The sequence below is a fragment of the Bradyrhizobium genosp. SA-4 str. CB756 genome, assembly GCF_000473125.1.
Taxonomy (GTDB): domain Bacteria; phylum Pseudomonadota; class Alphaproteobacteria; order Rhizobiales; family Xanthobacteraceae; genus Bradyrhizobium; species Bradyrhizobium arachidis.
Genome location: NZ_KI421499.1, coordinates 2,525,881 through 2,542,888 on the forward strand (window position 1 = coordinate 2,525,881; position 17,008 = coordinate 2,542,888).

The following is a 17,008-nucleotide window of genomic DNA, read 5'->3' on the forward strand; positions in this document are numbered from 1 at the left end:
GCTGACCGTATTTTGTACAAGCCCCTCCGCATGGTCATTACGAGCTTAGCGAAGCGTTGCAGTTTGCCATCATTACGCCGAGCGCCTTCGCGGCGCCGGCCGCGGCTTCAGCGTGGTGTCCGCGGGGCTGAGCAGGCGGCCGTCCTCGGCGCGCATTTCGAGCTTCTTCACCGGGCGGCCCTTCTCGCGGTCGACCAGGATGGTTGCGATCTCTTCGGGATGGTCGTCGAACTCCTCGCTCCATTGGCGCAGCGCCACGAGAACCGGGAAGACGCCGCGGCCCTTCGGCGTCAGCACATACTCTTGATAGGCGCTGCCGTCGGAGGCGGGGGCGGTGGCGAGAATGCCGTGGTCGACCAGCGACTGTAGCCGCACCGACAAGATGTTCTTGGCCATGCCGAGCTTGCGCTGAAATTCGCCGAAGCGGCGCAGGCCGAACAGCGCCTCGCGGATGATCAGCAGCGACCACCAGTCGCCGATCGCCTCCAGCGACCGTGCGATCGGGCAGGCATCCCCCGCAAAGCTGGTTCGTTTGACCATGGTCTGTCGTCCTGTCGCGTTCGCACGATTTCGGCGCTGATCACGTGCTTGTGTGGTTGCATCATAAAACCATATGCCCTAGATGGCAACGTAGTTTCATTATGCAACCACTGGAGGCGAGCGTGAGACTGAAGAACAAGACGGCACTCATTACTGGCGGCAATAGCGGCATCGGACTTGCGACGGCAAAGCTGTTCGTGGCCGAGGGTGCGAAGGTGGTCATCACCGGGCGCAACAAGGAGACGCTGGAGGCCGCAGCAAAAGAGCTTGGCCCGAACGCGCTTGCGCTCGTCGCCGATGCCACCGACGTCGCCGCGACGGAAGCCGCGATCAAGAAGGGCGCCGACAAGTTCGGCAAGTTCGACATCGTGTTCGCCAATGCCGGCATTCCCGGCGGCACGCCGCTGGGTTCGGCGACGCTCGAGGTGTTCGAGAAGGTCATCAGCACGAACCTCACCGGCGTGTTTTTCACCGTGCAGTCGGCGCTGCCTTATCTCAACGACAACGCCTCGATCATCCTCAACGGCTCGGTGATCTCCGTGCTGGGCATTCCCGGCTACTCCGCCTATGGCGCCGCCAAGGCCGGCGTGCGCGCGATGGCGCGCATCATGGCGTCGGAACTGTCGCCGCGCGGCATCCGCGTCAACGTCGTTGCGCCGGGCGCGATCCGCACGCCGATCTGGGGCGCGGCAATCGCAACGCCTGAAGCGGAGAAAGCATTCGAGAAGCGCATTGCGCTGTCGACGCCGCTGGGGCGCATTGGTGAACCAGATCACATTTCGAAGACGGTGCTGTTCCTCGCCTCCGATGATGCCGCGCACATCCAGGGCCAGGAGATCTTCGTCGACGGCGGCGCAGTGGCCTCGCCGAGCGGCGCGCCGATCTATCGTGGTTGATCAATCTCGATGAAAATCGAATCGGTCGGCGCTCGTCGCACGCGGTTGCGCCGGCCGGTTCCTACATCTGGAGGAATGTATTTGTTGAACCTTATGTGAGGCGTTGAACCTTGGCGCACGCTGCCAAGACCTTTCTACGGGCGGGGGTCATAAGACTCATTTCAAAGGAGCCCGTGATGCCAAAGGCAGCTCGCATTTTTTCGTCGATTTCAGCACCGCGTATTTACACCGAACGTTCCAGCATCTCCACCAAGCGCTCCGACACGTCCGAATTCATCGGGGTGGCTCTGTTCTCGGGCATCGGGCTGTTCATCTCGCTTGTCGCCGTCATCCTGGGAATCCAGGGCGCCTGGTTTTAGGTCGATCTGTCAGCCGCCGCCGAAAGGCCGGCAGCGGCTGTTGTCGGCGTGAGCCTTACGCCGCGCGCAGGCTGGTGGCCGCCGCAAGCGCGCCGGCGAGCGCCTTCTCGCGATGCTCGGGGCCAACCTGGATGCCATCGGCAACGATGAATTCGGGGCTCGTGATGCCCATGAAGGCGAACACACCGCGCAAATAGGTTTCGAGATGCTCCAGCGAGGCGGCCGGGGTGCCCGGACCGTAATAGCCGCCGCGAGAGATCGCCACGATCACGCGCTTGCTGCCGGCAAGGCCCTGCGGGCCGTTGGCGTCATATTTGAAGGTCTTCCCAGCAACGAGGACGCGGTCGATCCAGGCCTTGAGCTGGCTCGGAATGGTGAAATTGTACATGGGCGCGCCGATCACGACGATGTCGGCGTCGAGGAACTCGTTCAGCACCGCCGCGCTCGCGGCAAGGTCGGGTCCGAGTTCCGCCGGCGCCGGCGCGCCTTGCGCGGCCGCGAGGTGCGAGCCGGAGAGGTGGGCGAGCGGGGTCTGGGTCAGGTCGCGATAGGCGATGTCGAGCGAAGGCGTCGCCTGCCGGAGCCGGTCGACGATGGCGGCGGAAACCTGCCTGGAGACAGAGTGGGGGCCGAGGACGCTGGAGTCGATATGGAGGAGTTTCATTGGGGTCACCCATGGTATAGATTTGTAACCCGGACTACATGAGTGACTGTCAAAATCCCCGCAAGAACGCACTTTTTTGAGCCATGGGCACATCATTGAAACCTGCGCACACCGATTTGCCTGCGCCGCCGCGGCCGCATCCCGACCATGCCGACTGCCGTGGCGTGGCGTCGGTCCTGTCCCGGGTCGGCGACAAATGGAGCGTGTTCGTCATCATGAACCTGAGCGACGGGCCAAAGCGCTTCAATGAACTGAAGCGCATGATCAGCGGCATCTCGCAGCGGATGCTGACATTGACCTTGCGTGGCCTTGAGCGCGACGGCCTCGTCACGCGCACGATCTTTCCGACCATTCCGCCGCGCGTCGATTACGAGCTGACCGATCTCGGCCGCGGGCTGCAGCAGCCGGTGAAGGCGCTCGGACAGTGGGCCATGGACCATCTGATGCAGATCGAGGCTGCGCGTAGGCAGTTCGATCGGCGCAACGACGGCGACTAAAGAAGCGAAACGAGACCACCCCCATGGCGCTCGAGGCGGCCGGCGAGCTCGAGCTCCAGCAGCACGGTCCGCACGATCGCGGGCGAGGCGCCGGACATCCGGACGAGATCGTCGATCGAGATTGGGGCAGGGCCGAGCAGGCCGGTGATCTGGTCGCGGTCATGGCCTTGTGGATCGCTCTCGAACGGCTCGCTGTCCGGCTCGCTCGCAGGACTCATCAGCGGCCGCTCCATGATCGGCTGAACCGCGTTGATGATGTCGGCAGCCTCGGTGACGAGGGTTGCGCCCTGCTTGATCAAATCGTTGGTGCCGGCGGCACGCGGATCGAGCGGCGAGCCGGGGACGGCGAACACCTCGCGGCCCTGTTCGGCCGCCATGCGCGCGGTGATCAGCGAGCCCGAGCGGTGCGCCGCCTCCACCACGATCACGCCGAGCGCGGCGCCCGAGATCAGCCGGTTGCGACGGGGAAAGTCGCGGGCGCGCGGCTCGTGACCGAGTGGCATCTCCGAGATCGCTGCGCCGCTCTGGTCGAGGATCGCCGTGAGTAGGTCGCCATGCTCGGGCGGATAGATGCGGTCATGGCCGCCGGCGAGCACGGCGATCGTGCCGCTCTCGACGCTCGCGCGGTGCGCGGCCTGGTCGACGCCGCGCGCGAGCCCCGAGATGATGATGAAGCCGGCTTCGCCGAGCTCGCGCGCAAGCTGGCCGGCGAATTTCAGACCTGCACCGGACGAGTTGCGCGAGCCGACGATGGCTATCATCGGACGCATCAAGCTTGCGTCATCGCCGCGCACGGCGAGCAGAGGCGGTGCATCGTCGATCATCGCCAGCCGCGCCGGATAGCCGTCCTCGCCGGGCGGGAGCCAGGCAATGCCGAATTTGCGGCTCGCGGCGAGCTCGGCCTTTGCCTCATCCGCGCTGCAGATGCGTCCCGACCGCTGCGCCCCGCCGCGGCGCGCCAGATCAGGCAGCCGCTCCAGCGCGGCGCGCGCACTGCCGAAATGATCGACCAGCGAACGGAAGGTGCGCGGCCCGACATTGTCGGAGCGGATCAGCCGCAGGCGGTCAGTCCGCTCGGCTTCAGTCAGCTCCACGCTGGGATTGATGGCGTCCACGCCCATCTCCTTGTGGGAACAGCATGGAACAACCTGAGGGCGTTGCGCAACAGCGACGTGCGCTTGCGCGACCTCGCCCCGATGCTAAAAGCGATCCCAATAAGAAGGATTTTGCCATGATCTCACTCGCCGACCTCCAGCGCCGCATCGAAGCGGGGGAGCTTTCGTCCGACGCCGCCATCGCCCAGTCGCTCGCGGCGATCGAGAGCAAGGAGAAGGACGTCCGCGCCTTCGTCCGCTACGACAAGGCCGCGAAGGCGCAAGCCTCCGGCCCGCTGCGCGGTATCGCGGTCGGGATCAAGGACATCATCGACACCGCCAATTTCCCGACCGAGATGGGCTCGGAGATCTATCGCGGCTGGCAGCCGCGCTCGGACGCGCCTGTGGTGATGATGCTGAAGCGGGCAGGCGCCACCATCATCGGCAAGACCACGACGACCGCGTTTGCCTCGCGCGATCCGACGCCGACGCTCAATCCGCACAATCTCGGCCATTCGCCGGGCGGCTCGTCCTCCGGCTCGGCGGCAGCCGTCGGCGCCGGCATGATCCCGCTGGCGCTGGGCACCCAGACCGGCGGCTCGGTGATCCGGCCCGCGGCCTATTGCGGCACGGCCGCGATCAAGCCGTCGTTCCGGATGCTGCCGACGGTCGGCGTGAAGTGCTATTCGTGGGCGCTGGACACGGTCGGCCTGTTCGGTGCGCGCGCGGAGGACCTTGCGCGCGGACTGCTCGCCATGACGGGCCGCAACGAGTTCTCGGACATCGTGCCGGCGAAGTCGCCGCGTATCGGCGTGGTCAGGCAGGAGTTCGCGGGCGCCGTCGAGCCGGCCGCCGAAGAGGGCTTGCAGGCCGCGATCAAGGCGGCCGAGAAGGCCGGCGCCAGCGTGCACAACATCGACCTACCTGAAGCGGTGCAGGAGGCCTGGCGCATCCATCCGGTGATCCAGGAGTTCGAGGCGCATCGCGCGCTCGCCTGGGAATTTTCCGAGCGCCACGACGAGATCGCGCCGATGCTGCGCGCCAGCCTCGATGCGTCGGTCGGGCTGACGCCAAAGGACTATGACGAGGCCAGGCGGATCAGCCGCCGCGGCCGCCGCGAGCTCGGCGAATTGTTCGAGGGCGTCGATGTGCTGCTGACCTATTCGGCGCCGGGCACGCCGCCGGCCAAGGAGCTCGCGACCACGGGCGATCCCCGTTACAACCGGCTCTGGACGCTGATGGGCAATCCTTGCGTCAACGTGCCGGTGCTGAAGGCGGGTGGCCTGCCGATCGGCGTGCAGGTGATCGCGCGTTTCGGCAACGACCCGGGCGCGCTGGCCGCAGCGTGGTTCCTGGAGAACGCGCTGGTGAAATCAGGCTAGCGCAGGTTCTGCGACGGAAAGGGTGCGTTGGGCTTCGGCGCCTGTCGCGTCCTGTCCGAGCCAGCGCTCGGCGGCCTCACGGCCGCTCCGGTGCAGCGTGCGGATGAAGCCGCGGCCGAGATCGGTCGATGAGCGCTGCGCGAGGCCATCAACGGAATCTTCGGCCGCGATCCGGGAGAGCCGCAGCGCAGGTGTTGTGTGCGATTGCGCCCATGCGATCGCGGCGATCTCGGCATTGAGCGCGGCGTTGGCGGCGATCTGGTCGAGCCGGCGGTCGATCGCGGCGAGCGTGATCGGCACGTAGCTGTCGCGCGCCGGCGTGACTTGGACCAGCAGCAGGTCGGACGTCGCCGATTCCTGCCCCAGCCGCACCAGCGGCGGGTTGCCACCAAAACCGCCGTCCCAATAGGCCTCGCCGTCGATCTCGACGGCACAATGAACCAGGGGCGGACAGGTCGAGGCCAGCGCGACGTCGGCGGTGATTGCCTCGTTGCGGAAGACCTGCTGCTGGCCGTCGCGGATTCGGGTCGCTGCGATCAAGAGCTTTGGGCAGGCCGCATCGCGCAAGATGGCGAAATTGATGTCGCGCGACAGCGCCTGCCGCAGCGGATCAAGGTCGAACGGGTCGAACTGGCCCGAGCGCAGCGTCGGGCCGAACGCGACCGAGCTTCCCGCCGGCGAGAAGCCACCGACCAGCATCAGCGAGCGGAACGAGGCCTCGTGCATCAGGCGGACCCAGAACCGGTTCAGCCGTGAACGGGCGCCTTCGCGTCCGCCTTCGGCAAGGCCAGTGGCGAGCAGGAGCGCATTGATGGCGCCGGCGCTGGCGCCGCTGACGGTGTCGAATGCGATGGACGGCTCTTCCAGGAGTCGCTCCAGCACGCCCCAGGTGAACGCCGCAAAGGTGCCGCCGCCTTGAAGCGCCAGCGACAGTTTTCGGGGCGGCCATTGTTCGGAGCGGACCTGATCGCGCACGACGGGTGCGGCCGCGGTCGTGACCTCGACTGCAGCGACGGCTTTCGCGACGGGAGCAGGCGGCGGTGGTGGAGGGACAGGTGCCGGCTCGGGCTCAGGGGGCGGCAAGGGCGCATCGGACCAGATATTGGTCATCGAGAGCAGCCGGCTTGCCGCGGTGCTGGAAGCACCTCGCAAACCGACCCCGTCATGCGTGCCGTCAATCTTCTCGCTCATTCTGAGCAACCGCGTAACGCCATCTTATCTGTCAGCATGACAGGCCTGGAACTCGTTCGCCACTCCGGCCGCGAGCAGCTTCGGAGTTGCGAACAGAATTTGGCATATAATGCGGAGGTGGTGCGGCGGTATCCGTACTTTTTCCGGATGTTGATTATAGTGTGAGCATGATCTCTACGGAAAACCGCTGCACGCTTTGCGCTCACGCGGCCCTTCGGGTCCGGATCATGCTCTAGGCCTTTTCTCCGATCCGGCTTTCCTTGCCCGCTTGCAACCGCTTGATGTTCTCGCGGTGCGCATAGAACAAGAGCAGCGTCAGCACCGCGAACAGCGAGGCGAGCGCGAGGTGGCCGAACCACCACAGGAATATCGGCGTGATGAAGGACGCCACCAGGGCCGAGAGCGAAGAATAGCGGGTGGTGAAGGCGGTCGCGAGCCAAAGCAGGCAGAACACCAGTGCGGCCGGCCAGAACAGGCCGAGCAGGATGCCGATATAGACGGCGACGCCCTTGCCGCCCTTGAACTTGAGCCAGACCGGGAAGAGATGGCCGAGGAAGGCGCCGAGCCCGGCCACCATCGCGGCATTGGGCCCTGCGATGTAGCCGGCGATCACGACCGCGACGGTGCCCTTGAGCGCGTCGAACAGCAGGGTGCCGGCGGCAAGGCTCTTACGTCCCGTGCGCAGCACGTTGGTGGCGCCGATGCTGCCGGAGCCGATCGAGCGGATATCCTGTGTCCCGGCGAGCCTGGTCAGGATCAGCCCGAACGGGATCGAGCCAAGAAGATAGCCGATGACGAAGGCCACCGGCAGAAATGCTTCAAGCCCCATGGTTGCAAAGTTCCTGGCCGCAGCTGCGCACGTCAGACATGCTCGTACACCGTCCGTCCGCCGACAATGGTGCGCACCACGCGGCCTGTAAAGCGGGCCTCGTCGAACGGGGTGTTCTTGCAGGGCGATTTGAGATCGGCGGGATCGACGATCCAGGGCGTATCCGGATCGATCACGATGAGGTCGGCCGGGGCGCCCGTGCGCAGGGTTCCGCCTGGGAGGCCAAGCAGATCGGCGGGCCGGGTCGACATCGCCCGGATCAGCGTCGCCAGTTCCATCTCGCCATTGTGCACGAGCCGAAGACCTGCGGGCAGCATGGTCTCCAGGCCGACGGCGCCGGGTGCGGCTTCCGCGAACGGCAGGCGCTTGACCTCGACGTCCTGCGGATTGTGGTCGGACATGATGACGTCGACGAGGCCTGAGGCCATCGCCTCCACCAGCGCGCGGCGGTCGTCCTCGGTGCGCAGCGGCGGTGACAGCTTCAGGAAGGAGCGGTAGGGGCCGATGTCGTTCTCGTTCAGCGCAAGGTGGTTGATCGACACCGAGGCGCTGACGGCGAGGCCGGCGTCGCGGGCGCGCTTCAGGATCTCGAGCGAGTCGATGCAGGTCAGCGATGCCGCGTGATAGCGGCCGCCGGTGAGCGCGACGAGGCGCATGTCGCGCTCCAGCATCACCGCTTCGGCTGCCTTCGGGATGCCCATCAGGCCGAGCCGCGAGGCGAACTCGCCTTCGTTCATGACGCCTTCGCCGACGAGGTTGGGGTCCTCGGTGTGGTGCACGATCAGCGCGTCGAAGTCGCGGGCGTAGGTCAGCGCGCGGCGCATCACCTGCGAATTGGTCACGCTCCGGTCGCCGTCGCTGAACGCGACCGCGCCGGCGGCTTTGAGCAGGCCGAACTCGGTCATCTCCTCGCCGCGCATGCCCTTGGTCAGCGCCGCCATCGGCTGGATGTTGACGATCGCGGTGTCGCGGGCGCGGCGCATCACGAAGTCGACGGTCGCCGAATTGTCGATCACCGGAGAGGTGTCGGGCTGGCAGATGATGGTGGTGATGCCGCCGGTCGCGGCCGCCTGGCTCGCGGAGGCAAAGGTCTCGCGGTGGCTGAAGCCGGGCTCGCCGACGAAGGCGCGCATGTCGATCAGGCCGGGCGCGACGATCTTGCCGGAGCAGTTGACGATGTCGGTACCCTCGGGGACGCCGGCCGCGCCAATGCCGCGGCGGGTCTCGCGGATGATGCCGTCGGCAATGAGGACGTCGCCGACGCCGTCGAAGTCGCGGCTGGGGTCGACGACGCGGGCGTTGGCGAGCAGGACGGGGCGGCGGTCGGTCAGCATCGGCATCACGCGTTCGGCAAGTTGCGGGCGAGCGCTTCCAGCACCGCCATGCGCACGGCGACGCCCATCTCGACCTGTTCGCGGATCAGGGACTGCGCGCCATCGGCAACCGCAGTGTCGATCTCGACGCCGCGGTTCATGGGACCTGGATGCATCACGAGCGCGTCCGGTTTGGCGTAGGCGAGCTTCTTCTGGTCGAGCCCGAAGTAATGGAAATATTCGGAGGACGACGGCACGAAGGAGCCGTTCATGCGCTCGCGCTGGAGCCGCAGCATCATCACGATGTCGGCGCCGTTGAGGCCCTCGCGCATGTCGCGCGCGACCTCGACGCCCATCCGCTCGATGCCGGGCGGCAAGAGCGTTGAGGGGCCGACGACGCGGACGCGGGCGCCCATGGCGTTGAGCAGGATGATGTTGGAGCGGGCGACGCGCGAATGCAGCACGTCGCCGCAGATGGCGATCACGAGCCCCTCGATCCGGCCCTTGTTGCGGCGGATGGTGAGCGCGTCGAGCAGCGCCTGGGTCGGATGCTCATGCGCGCCGTCGCCGGCATTGATCACGGAACCGTCGACCTTGCGCGCCAGCAGTTCCACCGCGCCGGAGGCGTGATGGCGCACCACCAGGATATCAGGGTGCATGGCGTTCAGCGTCATCGCGGTGTCGACCAGCGTCTCGCCCTTCTTGATGGACGAGGAGGACACCGACATGTTCATGACGTCCGCGCCGAGCCGCTTGCCCGCGAGCTCGAACGAGGACTGGGTCCGGGTGGAGGCCTCGAAGAAGAGGTTTACTTGCGTCCGTCCACGCAGGACGGTGCGCTTCTTGTCAACCTGGCGGTTGAGCTCGACATATTCTTCGGACAGGTCGAGCAGGCCGGTGATGTCGGCCGCGGAAAGGCCCTCGATGCCCAGCAAATGCCGGTGGCCGAGGACGAAGGTCGATTTCGATGTCATTAAAAGCAGAGCTATAGGCGGGGATGGCGGGGTGGGCAAGGGCCAATCGGCGGGACGGGAGTTATCCCCTGATCTGTCGGTCGCGAAGTCATTCCAGGATGGCGCGCAAGCGCCAGACCCGGAATCTCGAGATTCCGGGTTCGGCTCGTCGAGCCGCCCCGGAATGACAGGGGAGAGCGAATGCGCTTGATCAGAACGTCTTTGATTTCATTTGTCGCGATCGCCTCAATCTCACCCACCCACGCCCAATCGCTCCCCGGCGGCTTCGTCTATCTCCGCGACGTCGATCCCAGCATCATCCAGGATATCCGCTACGCCACCGCCAATAATTTCGTCGGCCGTCCGCTTGCCGGCTACGGCGCCGGCGAATGCGTGGTAAAGCGCGAGGTCGGGCTGCGACTGAAGGCGGTTCAAGCGGAGCTGGCGGCGCAAAACCTTTCGCTGAAGATGTTCGACTGCTACCGGCCGGCGCGGGCCTCGCTCGACATGGTGAAGTGGTCGCAGAACGGCAACGAGACCGCCGCCGAGCGGCGCTACAATCCGAAGATCCCGAAGACCGAGCTGTTCCGGCTCGGCTACATCGCGAGCCGCTCGCAGCATTCCACCGGTGCGGCGCTCGACCTCACTTTGGTCGATCTCAAGGCCGACAATTCCGCAAGAATCGATCCGTCCAAGACCTATGCGGATTGCACGGCGCCGGTCGTGGCGCGGCTGCCGGAAGGCAGCGTCGACATGGGCACCGGCTATGACTGCACCGACGCGAAAGGCCATACCGCGGCACCGTCGATCACGGCCGATCAGCGCGCCTGGCGCAAGCGGCTGGTGGCTGCGATGGCGAGGCAAGGCTTTGTGAACTATTCGAAGGAGTGGTGGCATTTTTCCCTGCCGGGGGCGGGCGGGGCGGCCTATGATTTCCCGATCCAGCCGCGGCGGAACTGAATCCGCGCCGAGGACGCAAGATGACCCAGCCCAGCTTTGCGACCCATGAGGTCTTCAACCAGTCGCCGCCGTTCGAGGACGTCGATCTGTTCGCCGTCGACCGGCCGCTGGTGGAAGCCGTGAAGGCCAATGGCGGCGCTGTGGCGGAGCGGGAGCTGTCCGAGTTCGGCAAGCATTGGGGCTCGGCGGCGATGGCCGATCGCGGGCGCGCGGCGAACGAGAACACGCCGAAGCTGCGGACCTTCGACGCCAAAGGCAACAGGCGCGACCAGGTCGAGTTTCATCCTGTTTATCACGAGCTGATGGCGCACAGTGCGCACGCCGGCGTGCACAATTCGACGTGGACGGCCGACGGCAAGCCGGCGGGCGATGCTGCCGAGGTCATCCGTGCGGCAAAATTCTATATGGCCGCGCAGGTCGAGACCGGCCATCTCTGCCCGATCACGATGACGCGCGCCTCGGTCGGCGCGCTGGCGATGCAGCCCGATCTGCTCGCGCGTGTGATGCCGGTGCTGTCGACCAAGAGCTACGATCCGCGCTTCGTGCCGTGGTCGGAGAAGCGCGGCATGACCCTCGGCATGGGTATGACCGAGAAGCAGGGCGGCACCGACGTGCGCGCCAACATGACGCGCGCGGAGCGCGACGGAGACGCCTATCGCATCACCGGCCACAAATGGTTCATGTCGGCGCCGATGTGCGATGCGTTCCTGGTGCTGGCGCAGGCAGATGCCGGGCTCACCTGTTTCTTCATGCCGCGCTTTGCGCCGGATGGATCAGTCAACGCGATCCAGTTCCAGCGGCTGAAGGACAAGCTCGGCAACCGTTCCAATGCGTCTTCCGAGGTCGAGTTCGTCGGCGCTTATGCGGAACGGGTCGGCGAGGAGGGCAAGGGCATTCGCACCATCATCCAGATGGTGCAGCTGACGCGGCAGGATTGCGCGATTGCCTCGGTCGGCCTGATGCGCTCGGGGCTCGCACATGCGCTGCATCACGCCCGTCACCGCAGCGTGTTCCAGAAGCATCTGGCCGACCAGCCGCTGATGCAGGCCGTGCTCTCGGACATGGCGCTGCATGTCGAGGCGAGCACGGCGCTGGTGATGCGGCTCTGCCGCGCCTTCGACCGCACGCCGCACGATGCGGCGGAGGCCGCGTACATGCGGCTGCTGACGCCCGCGATCAAATACTGGACGTGCAAGAGCGCGCCAAGCTTCCTCTATGAAGCCATGGAGTGCCTCGGCGGCAACGGCTATGTCGAGGACGGCATCCTGGCGCGGCATTACCGGGAGTCGCCGGTCAACGCGATCTGGGAAGGTTCCGGCAACGTGATGTGCCTCGACGTGCTCCGCGCGCTCTCGCGCGAGCCGGAGGCGGCAATGGCGGTGATGCAATCGCTCGCGGCCGAGGCGAAAGATTTGCCCGGGGCAGGCGAGGCCGCCACCTTCATCGGCAAGACGTTCCGCCGTGCCGACGGCGAGCGCGTTGCGCGGCTCGCGGTCGAGAAGCTCGCGCTGCTTGCGGCTGCGGCCGCGCTTAACGGCGTCTCGTCGCGCCACGCCGAACTCTTCGCCGCCACACGCCTCGCGGCCAATCACGCCAGCATGTACGGCGCGGTCGAGCTGGACAGCGGCGACGTCCGCGCGCTGCTCGCGAGGGCGCTGCCGTGAGTGGGCGCGGTCTCTCCACAACGTCATGGCTGGGCCTGACCCGGGCATGACGATCTCTTGATAGTTTGCGTTACCCAACGAAAGCCCTCTGATGGACTCCCTCAATCCCGACCATCCGCCGCTGATCGAGACGCCCGCGCCGCCGCGCGTCTGGAAGTTCTGGGGCACGGCGCTGTGGGGCCTCCTCATCTTCGTCGCGATGTTCGTCGGGCAGATCGGCGCTATCGTTTTGCTGGTGGTGCTGCGTGGCCTGCCGATGGACCTCGCCTCGCTCCAGTCGATCGGTCACGAGCCCCATGCGCTGGCGCTCTCGGTGATCATGGGGCTGCCGGCGACGCTGGCGGCGGTGTGGCTTGCCATCCGCATCAAGAAGGCGTCGTTCACCGACTACCTCGCGCTCTATTGGCCGTCCTGGAGGCAGCTGCTGTTCGGCGCGGTCGGTCTCGTCCTGATCGTGCTGGCCTGGGAGGTCGTGTCGCGATCGCTCGGCCGCGAGGCGACGCCGGGCTTCATGACCGATCTGTTGAAATCCGGCCGCGACAAGGGCGCGGCACTCATGCTGCTGATCGCCTTCAGCGTGGCGGCGCCGATGTCGGAGGAAGTGCTGGCGCGCGGCTTTCTGTTCCGCGGCTGGTCGGCGAGCTTCCTGCGCGTATCAGGCGCGATCGTCCTGTCGTCGCTGGTGTGGACGATCGTCCATCTGCAATACGACATGTACTTCCTCGCCGAGGTCTTCAGCATCGGCCTGTGGTTCGGCTACATGCGCTATCGCGCGAACTCGCTCTGGCTCACGATCATCCTGCATGCGCTGAACAATCTGACCGCGGTGGTGCTGACGATGTGGCTGGGGAGCTAGGCAACCAGCGCGATCGTGACCGGCATCGTGATTGCGGCCAGGATCGTCTGTAGTGTGATGATCTGCGCCAGCAGCGGCGCATCGCCGCCCATCTGGCGGGCCAACACATAGGCGCTGGGCGATGTCGGCACCGCCGCGCAGATCGCGACGATCGCAAGGCTGTTGCCTGTCAACCCGAACCAGGCGGCGAGCACCAGCGCGAGCACGGGCATCAGCACCAGCTTGAACGCCACGCCGATACTCGCGCCCATGCTCGGGCGGAGCAGGCCGCTGAGCTGCAATCCCGCGCCGGTCACAAGCAGGCCGATGGCGAGCGAGGAGCGGCCGAGCGCATCGGCCACCTCGTGCCAGATTTTCGGCAGCGGCAAATGGATGACGTTGATGACGAGGCCGATGACGCAGGCCCAGATCAGGGGATTGCGGATCACCGTCATGACGATCGCACGCGCGGACTGCTTTTCCGGCGCGGCATAATGCGCGAGCACGGCGACGCTGAAGACGTTGACCAGGGGGATGATCGCGACCATCGCCACGGAAGCCAGCGCCAGCCCGACATCGCCGAACATATTGGCGGAGACGGACAGCGCGACATAGGTCTGCCAGCGCGTTGCGCCCTGGAAGATCGAGGTGAAGGCCGGGCCGTCGATGTCGAGCCGCGACAGGGCCGGGCGGAGCGCCAGGCACAGCAGCGACATCGCGAGCGCCGACAGCAAGAGCGCGCCGCCGACGCCGGCGACCGGCACTTTCGACAGGTCCGCCTTCACCAGCGTCTGGATCAGCAGCATCGGAAACAGCACGAAATAGGTCAGCCGCTCCAGCCCGTGCCATTGCGTGTCGAGCCGCATCAACGTGCGTTTCAGCACGACGCCCAACACGATGAGGATGAAGACCGGCAGCAGCGCCGCGATCACGACGGCCATGGGGTCAGCCGGCTCCGTTGCGCAAGTTCGCGAGGCGGTCGAGCGCGCCTTGCAGGATGAAGATCGCGGCGTGCTCGTCGATCACCTCGGCGCGCTTGGCGCGGCTGACATCCATGCCGATCAGCTCGCGCTCGACCGCGGCGGTCGACAGCCGCTCGTCCCAGAGGCCGATGGGAAGGGCGGTCAGGCCGGCGAGGTTGCGGGCGAAGGCGCGGGTCGATTGCGCGCGCGGGCCCTCGCTGCCGTCCATGTTGATGGGCAGGCCGAGCACGAAGCCGGCCGCCTTGCGCTCGGCGGCGATCGCGAGCAGCCGGGCGGCGTCCTGCTTGAACTGCTTGCGCTGGATGGTCTCGACGCCGGTCGCCAGCCGCCGGTCCGGGTCGGACACGGCCACGCCGATGGTTTTGGTGCCCAGATCAAGTCCGACCAGCGCGCCGCGTTCGGGCCAGTGGGTTGCAGCATCGACGAGAGGCAGGATAAGAGCCGGCATGGATTTAGCGCATATCACGCGCAACGCTTCCGAGTGAACCCTCGACGATGGACGCACTGACACTATTCGGCCTGTTTGCCGTGACGGCGATGCTGGTCTGCTATGCCCTGGAGGACCGCAGCCACTGGTACGTGCTGCTGTTCGCCGGCTCCTGCGCGCTCGGCTCGGCCTACGGCTTTCTCCAGGGCGCCTGGCCGTTCGGCCTGGTCGAGGCGATCTGGGCCGTCGTCGCGCTGCGACGCTGGAATCTCAGGCCGCGGTGATGGAGGGATCGGGCGAGGGGCCTGCCTGATGGCAGGCGGATCCTCGCCCGGGTCTTGGATCAGCGGATCGCAATCGAGATCAGCGGATCGCGATCGGGTTGATCATCGCCTGCACGCCGCCGGTCCAGCGCGGCTGGCCCAGCACGAACAGGAACTCATAGCCCTTGTCCCGCGCAAGCGCCGCGGTGTCCATGTTCTCGAGGATGTAGGTTCCGTTCATCGCGAGCAGGATCTGATGCACCTCGAACACGTTCTTGGACTCGAACGGCAGCACCTCGAGCGCCCAGGTATCGGCGCCGATGGCGACGACGCCCTTGCCGGTGAGATACTTCGCGCCTTCGACGCCGAGGCCGGGCTCGCCCGCCGAGTAGCGCTTGTCGTCCTTGCCGATCAGGCTGAGCCAGCCGGTGTGGAAGATGACGACGTCGCCCTGGCGGATCTCGACGTTCTGCTGCTTGGCAGCTTCCTCGATCTCCTTGACGTTGAAGGCGGTACCTTCCTTCACCACGTCGGTCTTGAAGTAGGCGGCCATGTCGAGCAGCACGCCGCGGGTGACCATCGGCGGCACCTTCTCGATGCCGAGCTTCTTCAGCCCGTTCGGGTCGGCGAAATCGGCGAGCTTGTTGCCGTTGTAATAGACGTGCTCGACGCCGAGATGGCCGAGACCGTCGAGCTGGCTGCCGATGCCGACCCACGTGTCGAGGATGTCGTCATTGTAGGTGGCCTTGTTGGGACCGAGACCCGGGCTGCCGGCCTGTCCCGGCTGCACGATGGTGAGCTTGAAGGTGCGCGGCGGATAGGCCGGCGTCTGCGGCGTGACGGGGATGCCGAGGGCGTAGGTCTTGCCGGTCTTCACCAGCGAGGCTGCCTTTACCACCAGGTCGGGCGTCATGTAGTTGGCGGCGCCGATCTCGTCGTTGGGCCCCCATTTCGATTTGGTCCAGTCCTGAGCGCTTGCAGTCCCTGATATCGCCGACAACGCGGCGACGCAGCACAACACGAGCGTATTGCGCATCGATAGTCCTCCCAGTGTTTCTTGCCGATGTTTTGGCTTCGATTATGGTTTCGCGCTGGCCAGTCGCTCATCCTAACGTAGAATGATCGCGGGCTTCAAAGCTTTTCGATGTGCTGCGATGCGGCGGCTGAACGCAGCGCGGATTGATTCAAGCGCGATGGATTTGTGACGAATTTCGTCGCGTGGAACGTTCGCGCCGCGTCAGGCCGCGATGACGTCGTCGTCCTTCTTCAGGCAGGCGATGAAGCCTTGGAGCGCGCTGTATTGATGCCCAGCGCGGCGCTGGACGAAGAGCGTCTCGACCCGCGCATGCGCGGCGCTGAGCGCGTGGATCGACACGCTGCCGTTCATCGCGCTGCGTTCGACGACCGCCCGCGGCAACAGCGTCACGCCCATGTCGGCGGCGACACAGCCGATCATTCCGTCGAGCGTGCCGAGTTCGAAGCGTGCGGCCGACGGCCAGCCGAACTCGACGAACACCTGCTCTAGCCGCTGACGATAGGTGCAGCCGGTGCGGAACACCAGCGCGGTGGGACCCGACTCCGGCGTGCCGGCGCGCAGCTCGGCAAGCGAGGCCCAGCGCCGCGCGCTGACCAGCACCAGCTCTTCGCGGAACGCGCTGGTCGTCGTGAGGTCGGCATGCGCGATGGGACCTGCGACGAAGGCGCCGTCGAGCGCGCCTTCGAGCACGCCGGCGACGAGGTCGGCCGTGGTCGCGGTGCGCAAGGAGAGCCGCACGGCTGGAAAGCGGCGGTGGAAATCAGCCAGCAGCGGCGGCAAGCGCACCGCTGCCGTCGTCTCCATCGAGCCGATCGCCAGCGGCCCTTTCGGCTCGCCGTCGTCGCGGGCGGCGAGCAGCGCTTCGCGCGACAGCGCCGCCATCCGTTGTGCATAGGGCAGGAGGCGCTTGCCGGCGCCGGTCAGCGTCATGCCGCGGCTGTGGCGCTCGAACAGCGCCGTGCCGATCTCCGCCTCCAGGGCCTTCACGCGCTGGGTGACGTTGGACTGCACGGTGTTCAGCTCTTCCGCGGCGCGGGTGATGCCTCCGGCGCGAGCGACCGCGGCGAAGGTCTGGATGTCGCTGAGTTCCATGGCGTCGTTTCGCTTTCGAGATGGCTACGT

At 66.3% G+C, this 17,008-nt stretch carries 19 protein-coding genes; 8 read left to right on the forward strand and 11 right to left on the reverse strand.

The genetic code is table 11. From position 1 onward, the window contains the following. Positions 1-72: 72 nt before the first annotated feature. Positions 73-540, reverse strand: coding sequence for a winged helix-turn-helix transcriptional regulator (locus tag BRAGE_RS0112435; protein WP_027559639.1), 468 nt, complete (start codon positions 538-540; stop codon positions 73-75). A gap of 122 nt (positions 541-662) precedes the next feature. On the opposite strand from BRAGE_RS0112435, the gene BRAGE_RS0112440 reads away from it, so the two are divergent. After that, a complete protein-coding gene (locus tag BRAGE_RS0112440; RefSeq protein WP_027559638.1) occupies positions 663-1,436 on the forward strand; it encodes a glucose 1-dehydrogenase in 774 nt (257 codons plus the stop codon). A 176-nt stretch (positions 1,437-1,612) separates the two neighbouring features. Beyond that, positions 1,613-1,795, forward strand: coding sequence for a hypothetical protein (locus BRAGE_RS0112445; protein ID WP_027559637.1), 183 nt, complete (start codon positions 1,613-1,615; stop codon positions 1,793-1,795). Between the two features lie 55 nt (positions 1,796-1,850). Here the strand turns inward: BRAGE_RS0112445 and BRAGE_RS0112450 are convergent, their stop codons facing one another. Next, positions 1,851-2,459 (reverse strand): FMN-dependent NADH-azoreductase, encoded by a 609-nt coding sequence (locus tag BRAGE_RS0112450; RefSeq protein WP_027559636.1) that lies wholly within the window; start codon positions 2,457-2,459, stop codon positions 1,851-1,853. A gap of 83 nt (positions 2,460-2,542) precedes the next feature. On the opposite strand from BRAGE_RS0112450, the gene BRAGE_RS0112455 reads away from it, so the two are divergent. Beyond that, positions 2,543-2,956, forward strand: coding sequence for a winged helix-turn-helix transcriptional regulator (locus BRAGE_RS0112455; RefSeq protein WP_027559635.1), 414 nt, complete (start codon positions 2,543-2,545; stop codon positions 2,954-2,956). Here BRAGE_RS0112455 and dprA read toward each other — a convergent pair. Then, on the reverse strand, positions 2,953-4,071 hold the full coding sequence (gene dprA / locus BRAGE_RS0112460) for a DNA-processing protein DprA (RefSeq protein ID WP_028146270.1): 1,119 nt from the start codon (positions 4,069-4,071) through the stop codon (positions 2,953-2,955). The genes BRAGE_RS0112455 and dprA overlap by 4 nt on opposite strands. 116 nt (positions 4,072-4,187) lie before the next feature. Here dprA and BRAGE_RS0112465 point away from each other — a divergent pair, with 116 nt between their 5' ends. Continuing rightward, positions 4,188-5,432 (forward strand): amidase, encoded by a 1,245-nt coding sequence (locus tag BRAGE_RS0112465; protein ID WP_027559633.1) that lies wholly within the window; start codon positions 4,188-4,190, stop codon positions 5,430-5,432. Here BRAGE_RS0112465 and BRAGE_RS0112470 read toward each other — a convergent pair. The 4 genes from BRAGE_RS0112470 to BRAGE_RS0112485 form a co-directional block, all read right to left on the reverse strand. Next, positions 5,424-6,623 carry a patatin-like phospholipase family protein gene (locus tag BRAGE_RS0112470; RefSeq protein WP_028146271.1) on the reverse strand — a complete coding sequence of 400 codons (1,200 nt, stop codon included), beginning with the start codon at positions 6,621-6,623 and terminating at the stop codon, positions 5,424-5,426. The two genes, BRAGE_RS0112465 and BRAGE_RS0112470, sit on opposite strands and share 9 nt — an antisense overlap. A 232-nt stretch (positions 6,624-6,855) precedes the next feature. Further along, on the reverse strand, positions 6,856-7,452 hold the full coding sequence (gene plsY / locus BRAGE_RS0112475; protein WP_027559631.1) for a glycerol-3-phosphate 1-O-acyltransferase PlsY: 597 nt from the start codon (positions 7,450-7,452) through the stop codon (positions 6,856-6,858). A 32-nt stretch (positions 7,453-7,484) separates the two neighbouring features. Then, the gene (locus BRAGE_RS0112480) at positions 7,485-8,786 is read right to left on the reverse strand and encodes a dihydroorotase (protein ID WP_027559630.1); all 1,302 of its coding nucleotides are present in this window, start codon (positions 8,784-8,786) and stop codon (positions 7,485-7,487) included. Between the two features lie 5 nt (positions 8,787-8,791). Continuing rightward, a complete protein-coding gene (locus BRAGE_RS0112485) occupies positions 8,792-9,739 on the reverse strand; it encodes an aspartate carbamoyltransferase catalytic subunit (protein WP_027559629.1) in 948 nt (315 codons plus the stop codon). Between the two features lie 180 nt (positions 9,740-9,919). On the opposite strand from BRAGE_RS0112485, the gene BRAGE_RS0112490 reads away from it, so the two are divergent. The 3 genes from BRAGE_RS0112490 to BRAGE_RS0112500 all read left to right on the forward strand — a co-directional run bounded on the left by BRAGE_RS0112490 (position 9,920) and on the right by BRAGE_RS0112500 (position 13,198). After that, the gene (locus BRAGE_RS0112490) at positions 9,920-10,678 is read left to right on the forward strand and encodes a M15 family metallopeptidase (protein WP_027559628.1); all 759 of its coding nucleotides are present in this window, start codon (positions 9,920-9,922) and stop codon (positions 10,676-10,678) included. Positions 10,679-10,698: 20 nt separating this feature from the next. Continuing rightward, positions 10,699-12,342 (forward strand): acyl-CoA dehydrogenase family protein, encoded by a 1,644-nt coding sequence (locus BRAGE_RS0112495; protein ID WP_027559627.1) that lies wholly within the window; start codon positions 10,699-10,701, stop codon positions 12,340-12,342. A gap of 91 nt (positions 12,343-12,433) precedes the next feature. Next, positions 12,434-13,198: a CPBP family intramembrane glutamic endopeptidase gene (locus BRAGE_RS0112500; RefSeq protein WP_027559626.1), complete on the forward strand. Its 765-nt coding sequence runs from the start codon at positions 12,434-12,436 to the stop codon at positions 13,196-13,198. On the opposite strand, the gene BRAGE_RS0112505 is transcribed toward BRAGE_RS0112500, so the two are convergent. Both BRAGE_RS0112505 and ruvX read right to left on the reverse strand, forming a co-directional pair. Then, positions 13,195-14,118 carry an AEC family transporter gene (locus BRAGE_RS0112505; protein ID WP_027559625.1) on the reverse strand — a complete coding sequence of 308 codons (924 nt, stop codon included), beginning with the start codon at positions 14,116-14,118 and terminating at the stop codon, positions 13,195-13,197. The genes BRAGE_RS0112500 and BRAGE_RS0112505 overlap by 4 nt on opposite strands. A 4-nt stretch (positions 14,119-14,122) precedes the next feature. After that, the gene (ruvX, locus tag BRAGE_RS0112510; protein ID WP_027559624.1) at positions 14,123-14,608 is read right to left on the reverse strand and encodes a Holliday junction resolvase RuvX; all 486 of its coding nucleotides are present in this window, start codon (positions 14,606-14,608) and stop codon (positions 14,123-14,125) included. Between the two features lie 47 nt (positions 14,609-14,655). Here ruvX and BRAGE_RS0112515 point away from each other — a divergent pair, with 47 nt between their 5' ends. After that, positions 14,656-14,871, forward strand: a complete 216-nt coding sequence (locus tag BRAGE_RS0112515; RefSeq protein WP_027559623.1) for a hypothetical protein — start codon at positions 14,656-14,658, stop codon at positions 14,869-14,871. A 79-nt stretch (positions 14,872-14,950) separates the two neighbouring features. Here the strand turns inward: BRAGE_RS0112515 and BRAGE_RS0112520 are convergent, their stop codons facing one another. Further along, positions 14,951-15,886 carry a cyclase family protein gene (locus tag BRAGE_RS0112520; protein WP_027559622.1) on the reverse strand — a complete coding sequence of 312 codons (936 nt, stop codon included), beginning with the start codon at positions 15,884-15,886 and terminating at the stop codon, positions 14,951-14,953. Between the two features lie 201 nt (positions 15,887-16,087). Then, a complete protein-coding gene (locus tag BRAGE_RS0112525; RefSeq protein WP_027559621.1) occupies positions 16,088-16,978 on the reverse strand; it encodes a LysR family transcriptional regulator in 891 nt (296 codons plus the stop codon). Between the last annotated feature and the right edge of the window lie 30 nt (positions 16,979-17,008).

Excerpts from the sequence above, each read along its gene's own strand:
- BRAGE_RS0112480 (WP_027559630.1), bottom strand. The coding sequence starts at position 8,786 with ATGCTGACCGACCGCCGCCCCGTCCTGCTCGCCAACGCCCGCGTCGTC.
- BRAGE_RS0112490 (WP_027559628.1), top strand. The coding sequence starts at position 9,920 with ATGCGCTTGATCAGAACGTCTTTGATTTCATTTGTCGCGATCGCCTCA.
- BRAGE_RS0112500 (WP_027559626.1), top strand. The coding sequence starts at position 12,434 with ATGGACTCCCTCAATCCCGACCATCCGCCGCTGATCGAGACGCCCGCG.
- BRAGE_RS0112445 (WP_027559637.1), top strand. The coding sequence starts at position 1,613 with ATGCCAAAGGCAGCTCGCATTTTTTCGTCGATTTCAGCACCGCGTATT.
- BRAGE_RS0112465 (WP_027559633.1), top strand. The coding sequence starts at position 4,188 with ATGATCTCACTCGCCGACCTCCAGCGCCGCATCGAAGCGGGGGAGCTT.
- BRAGE_RS0112450 (WP_027559636.1), bottom strand. The coding sequence starts at position 2,459 with ATGAAACTCCTCCATATCGACTCCAGCGTCCTCGGCCCCCACTCTGTC.
- BRAGE_RS0112525 (WP_027559621.1), bottom strand. The coding sequence starts at position 16,978 with ATGGAACTCAGCGACATCCAGACCTTCGCCGCGGTCGCTCGCGCCGGA.
- BRAGE_RS0112455 (WP_027559635.1), top strand. The coding sequence starts at position 2,543 with ATGGGCACATCATTGAAACCTGCGCACACCGATTTGCCTGCGCCGCCG.
- BRAGE_RS0112495 (WP_027559627.1), top strand. The coding sequence starts at position 10,699 with ATGACCCAGCCCAGCTTTGCGACCCATGAGGTCTTCAACCAGTCGCCG.
- BRAGE_RS0112470 (WP_028146271.1), bottom strand. The coding sequence starts at position 6,623 with ATGAGCGAGAAGATTGACGGCACGCATGACGGGGTCGGTTTGCGAGGT.
- BRAGE_RS0112435 (WP_027559639.1), bottom strand. The coding sequence starts at position 540 with ATGGTCAAACGAACCAGCTTTGCGGGGGATGCCTGCCCGATCGCACGG.
- plsY (WP_027559631.1), bottom strand. The coding sequence starts at position 7,452 with ATGGGGCTTGAAGCATTTCTGCCGGTGGCCTTCGTCATCGGCTATCTT.
- BRAGE_RS0112505 (WP_027559625.1), bottom strand. The coding sequence starts at position 14,118 with ATGGCCGTCGTGATCGCGGCGCTGCTGCCGGTCTTCATCCTCATCGTG.
- BRAGE_RS0112520 (WP_027559622.1), bottom strand. The coding sequence starts at position 15,886 with ATGCGCAATACGCTCGTGTTGTGCTGCGTCGCCGCGTTGTCGGCGATA.
- ruvX (WP_027559624.1), bottom strand. The coding sequence starts at position 14,608 with ATGCCGGCTCTTATCCTGCCTCTCGTCGATGCTGCAACCCACTGGCCC.
- BRAGE_RS0112515 (WP_027559623.1), top strand. The coding sequence starts at position 14,656 with ATGGACGCACTGACACTATTCGGCCTGTTTGCCGTGACGGCGATGCTG.
- BRAGE_RS0112485 (WP_027559629.1), bottom strand. The coding sequence starts at position 9,739 with ATGACATCGAAATCGACCTTCGTCCTCGGCCACCGGCATTTGCTGGGC.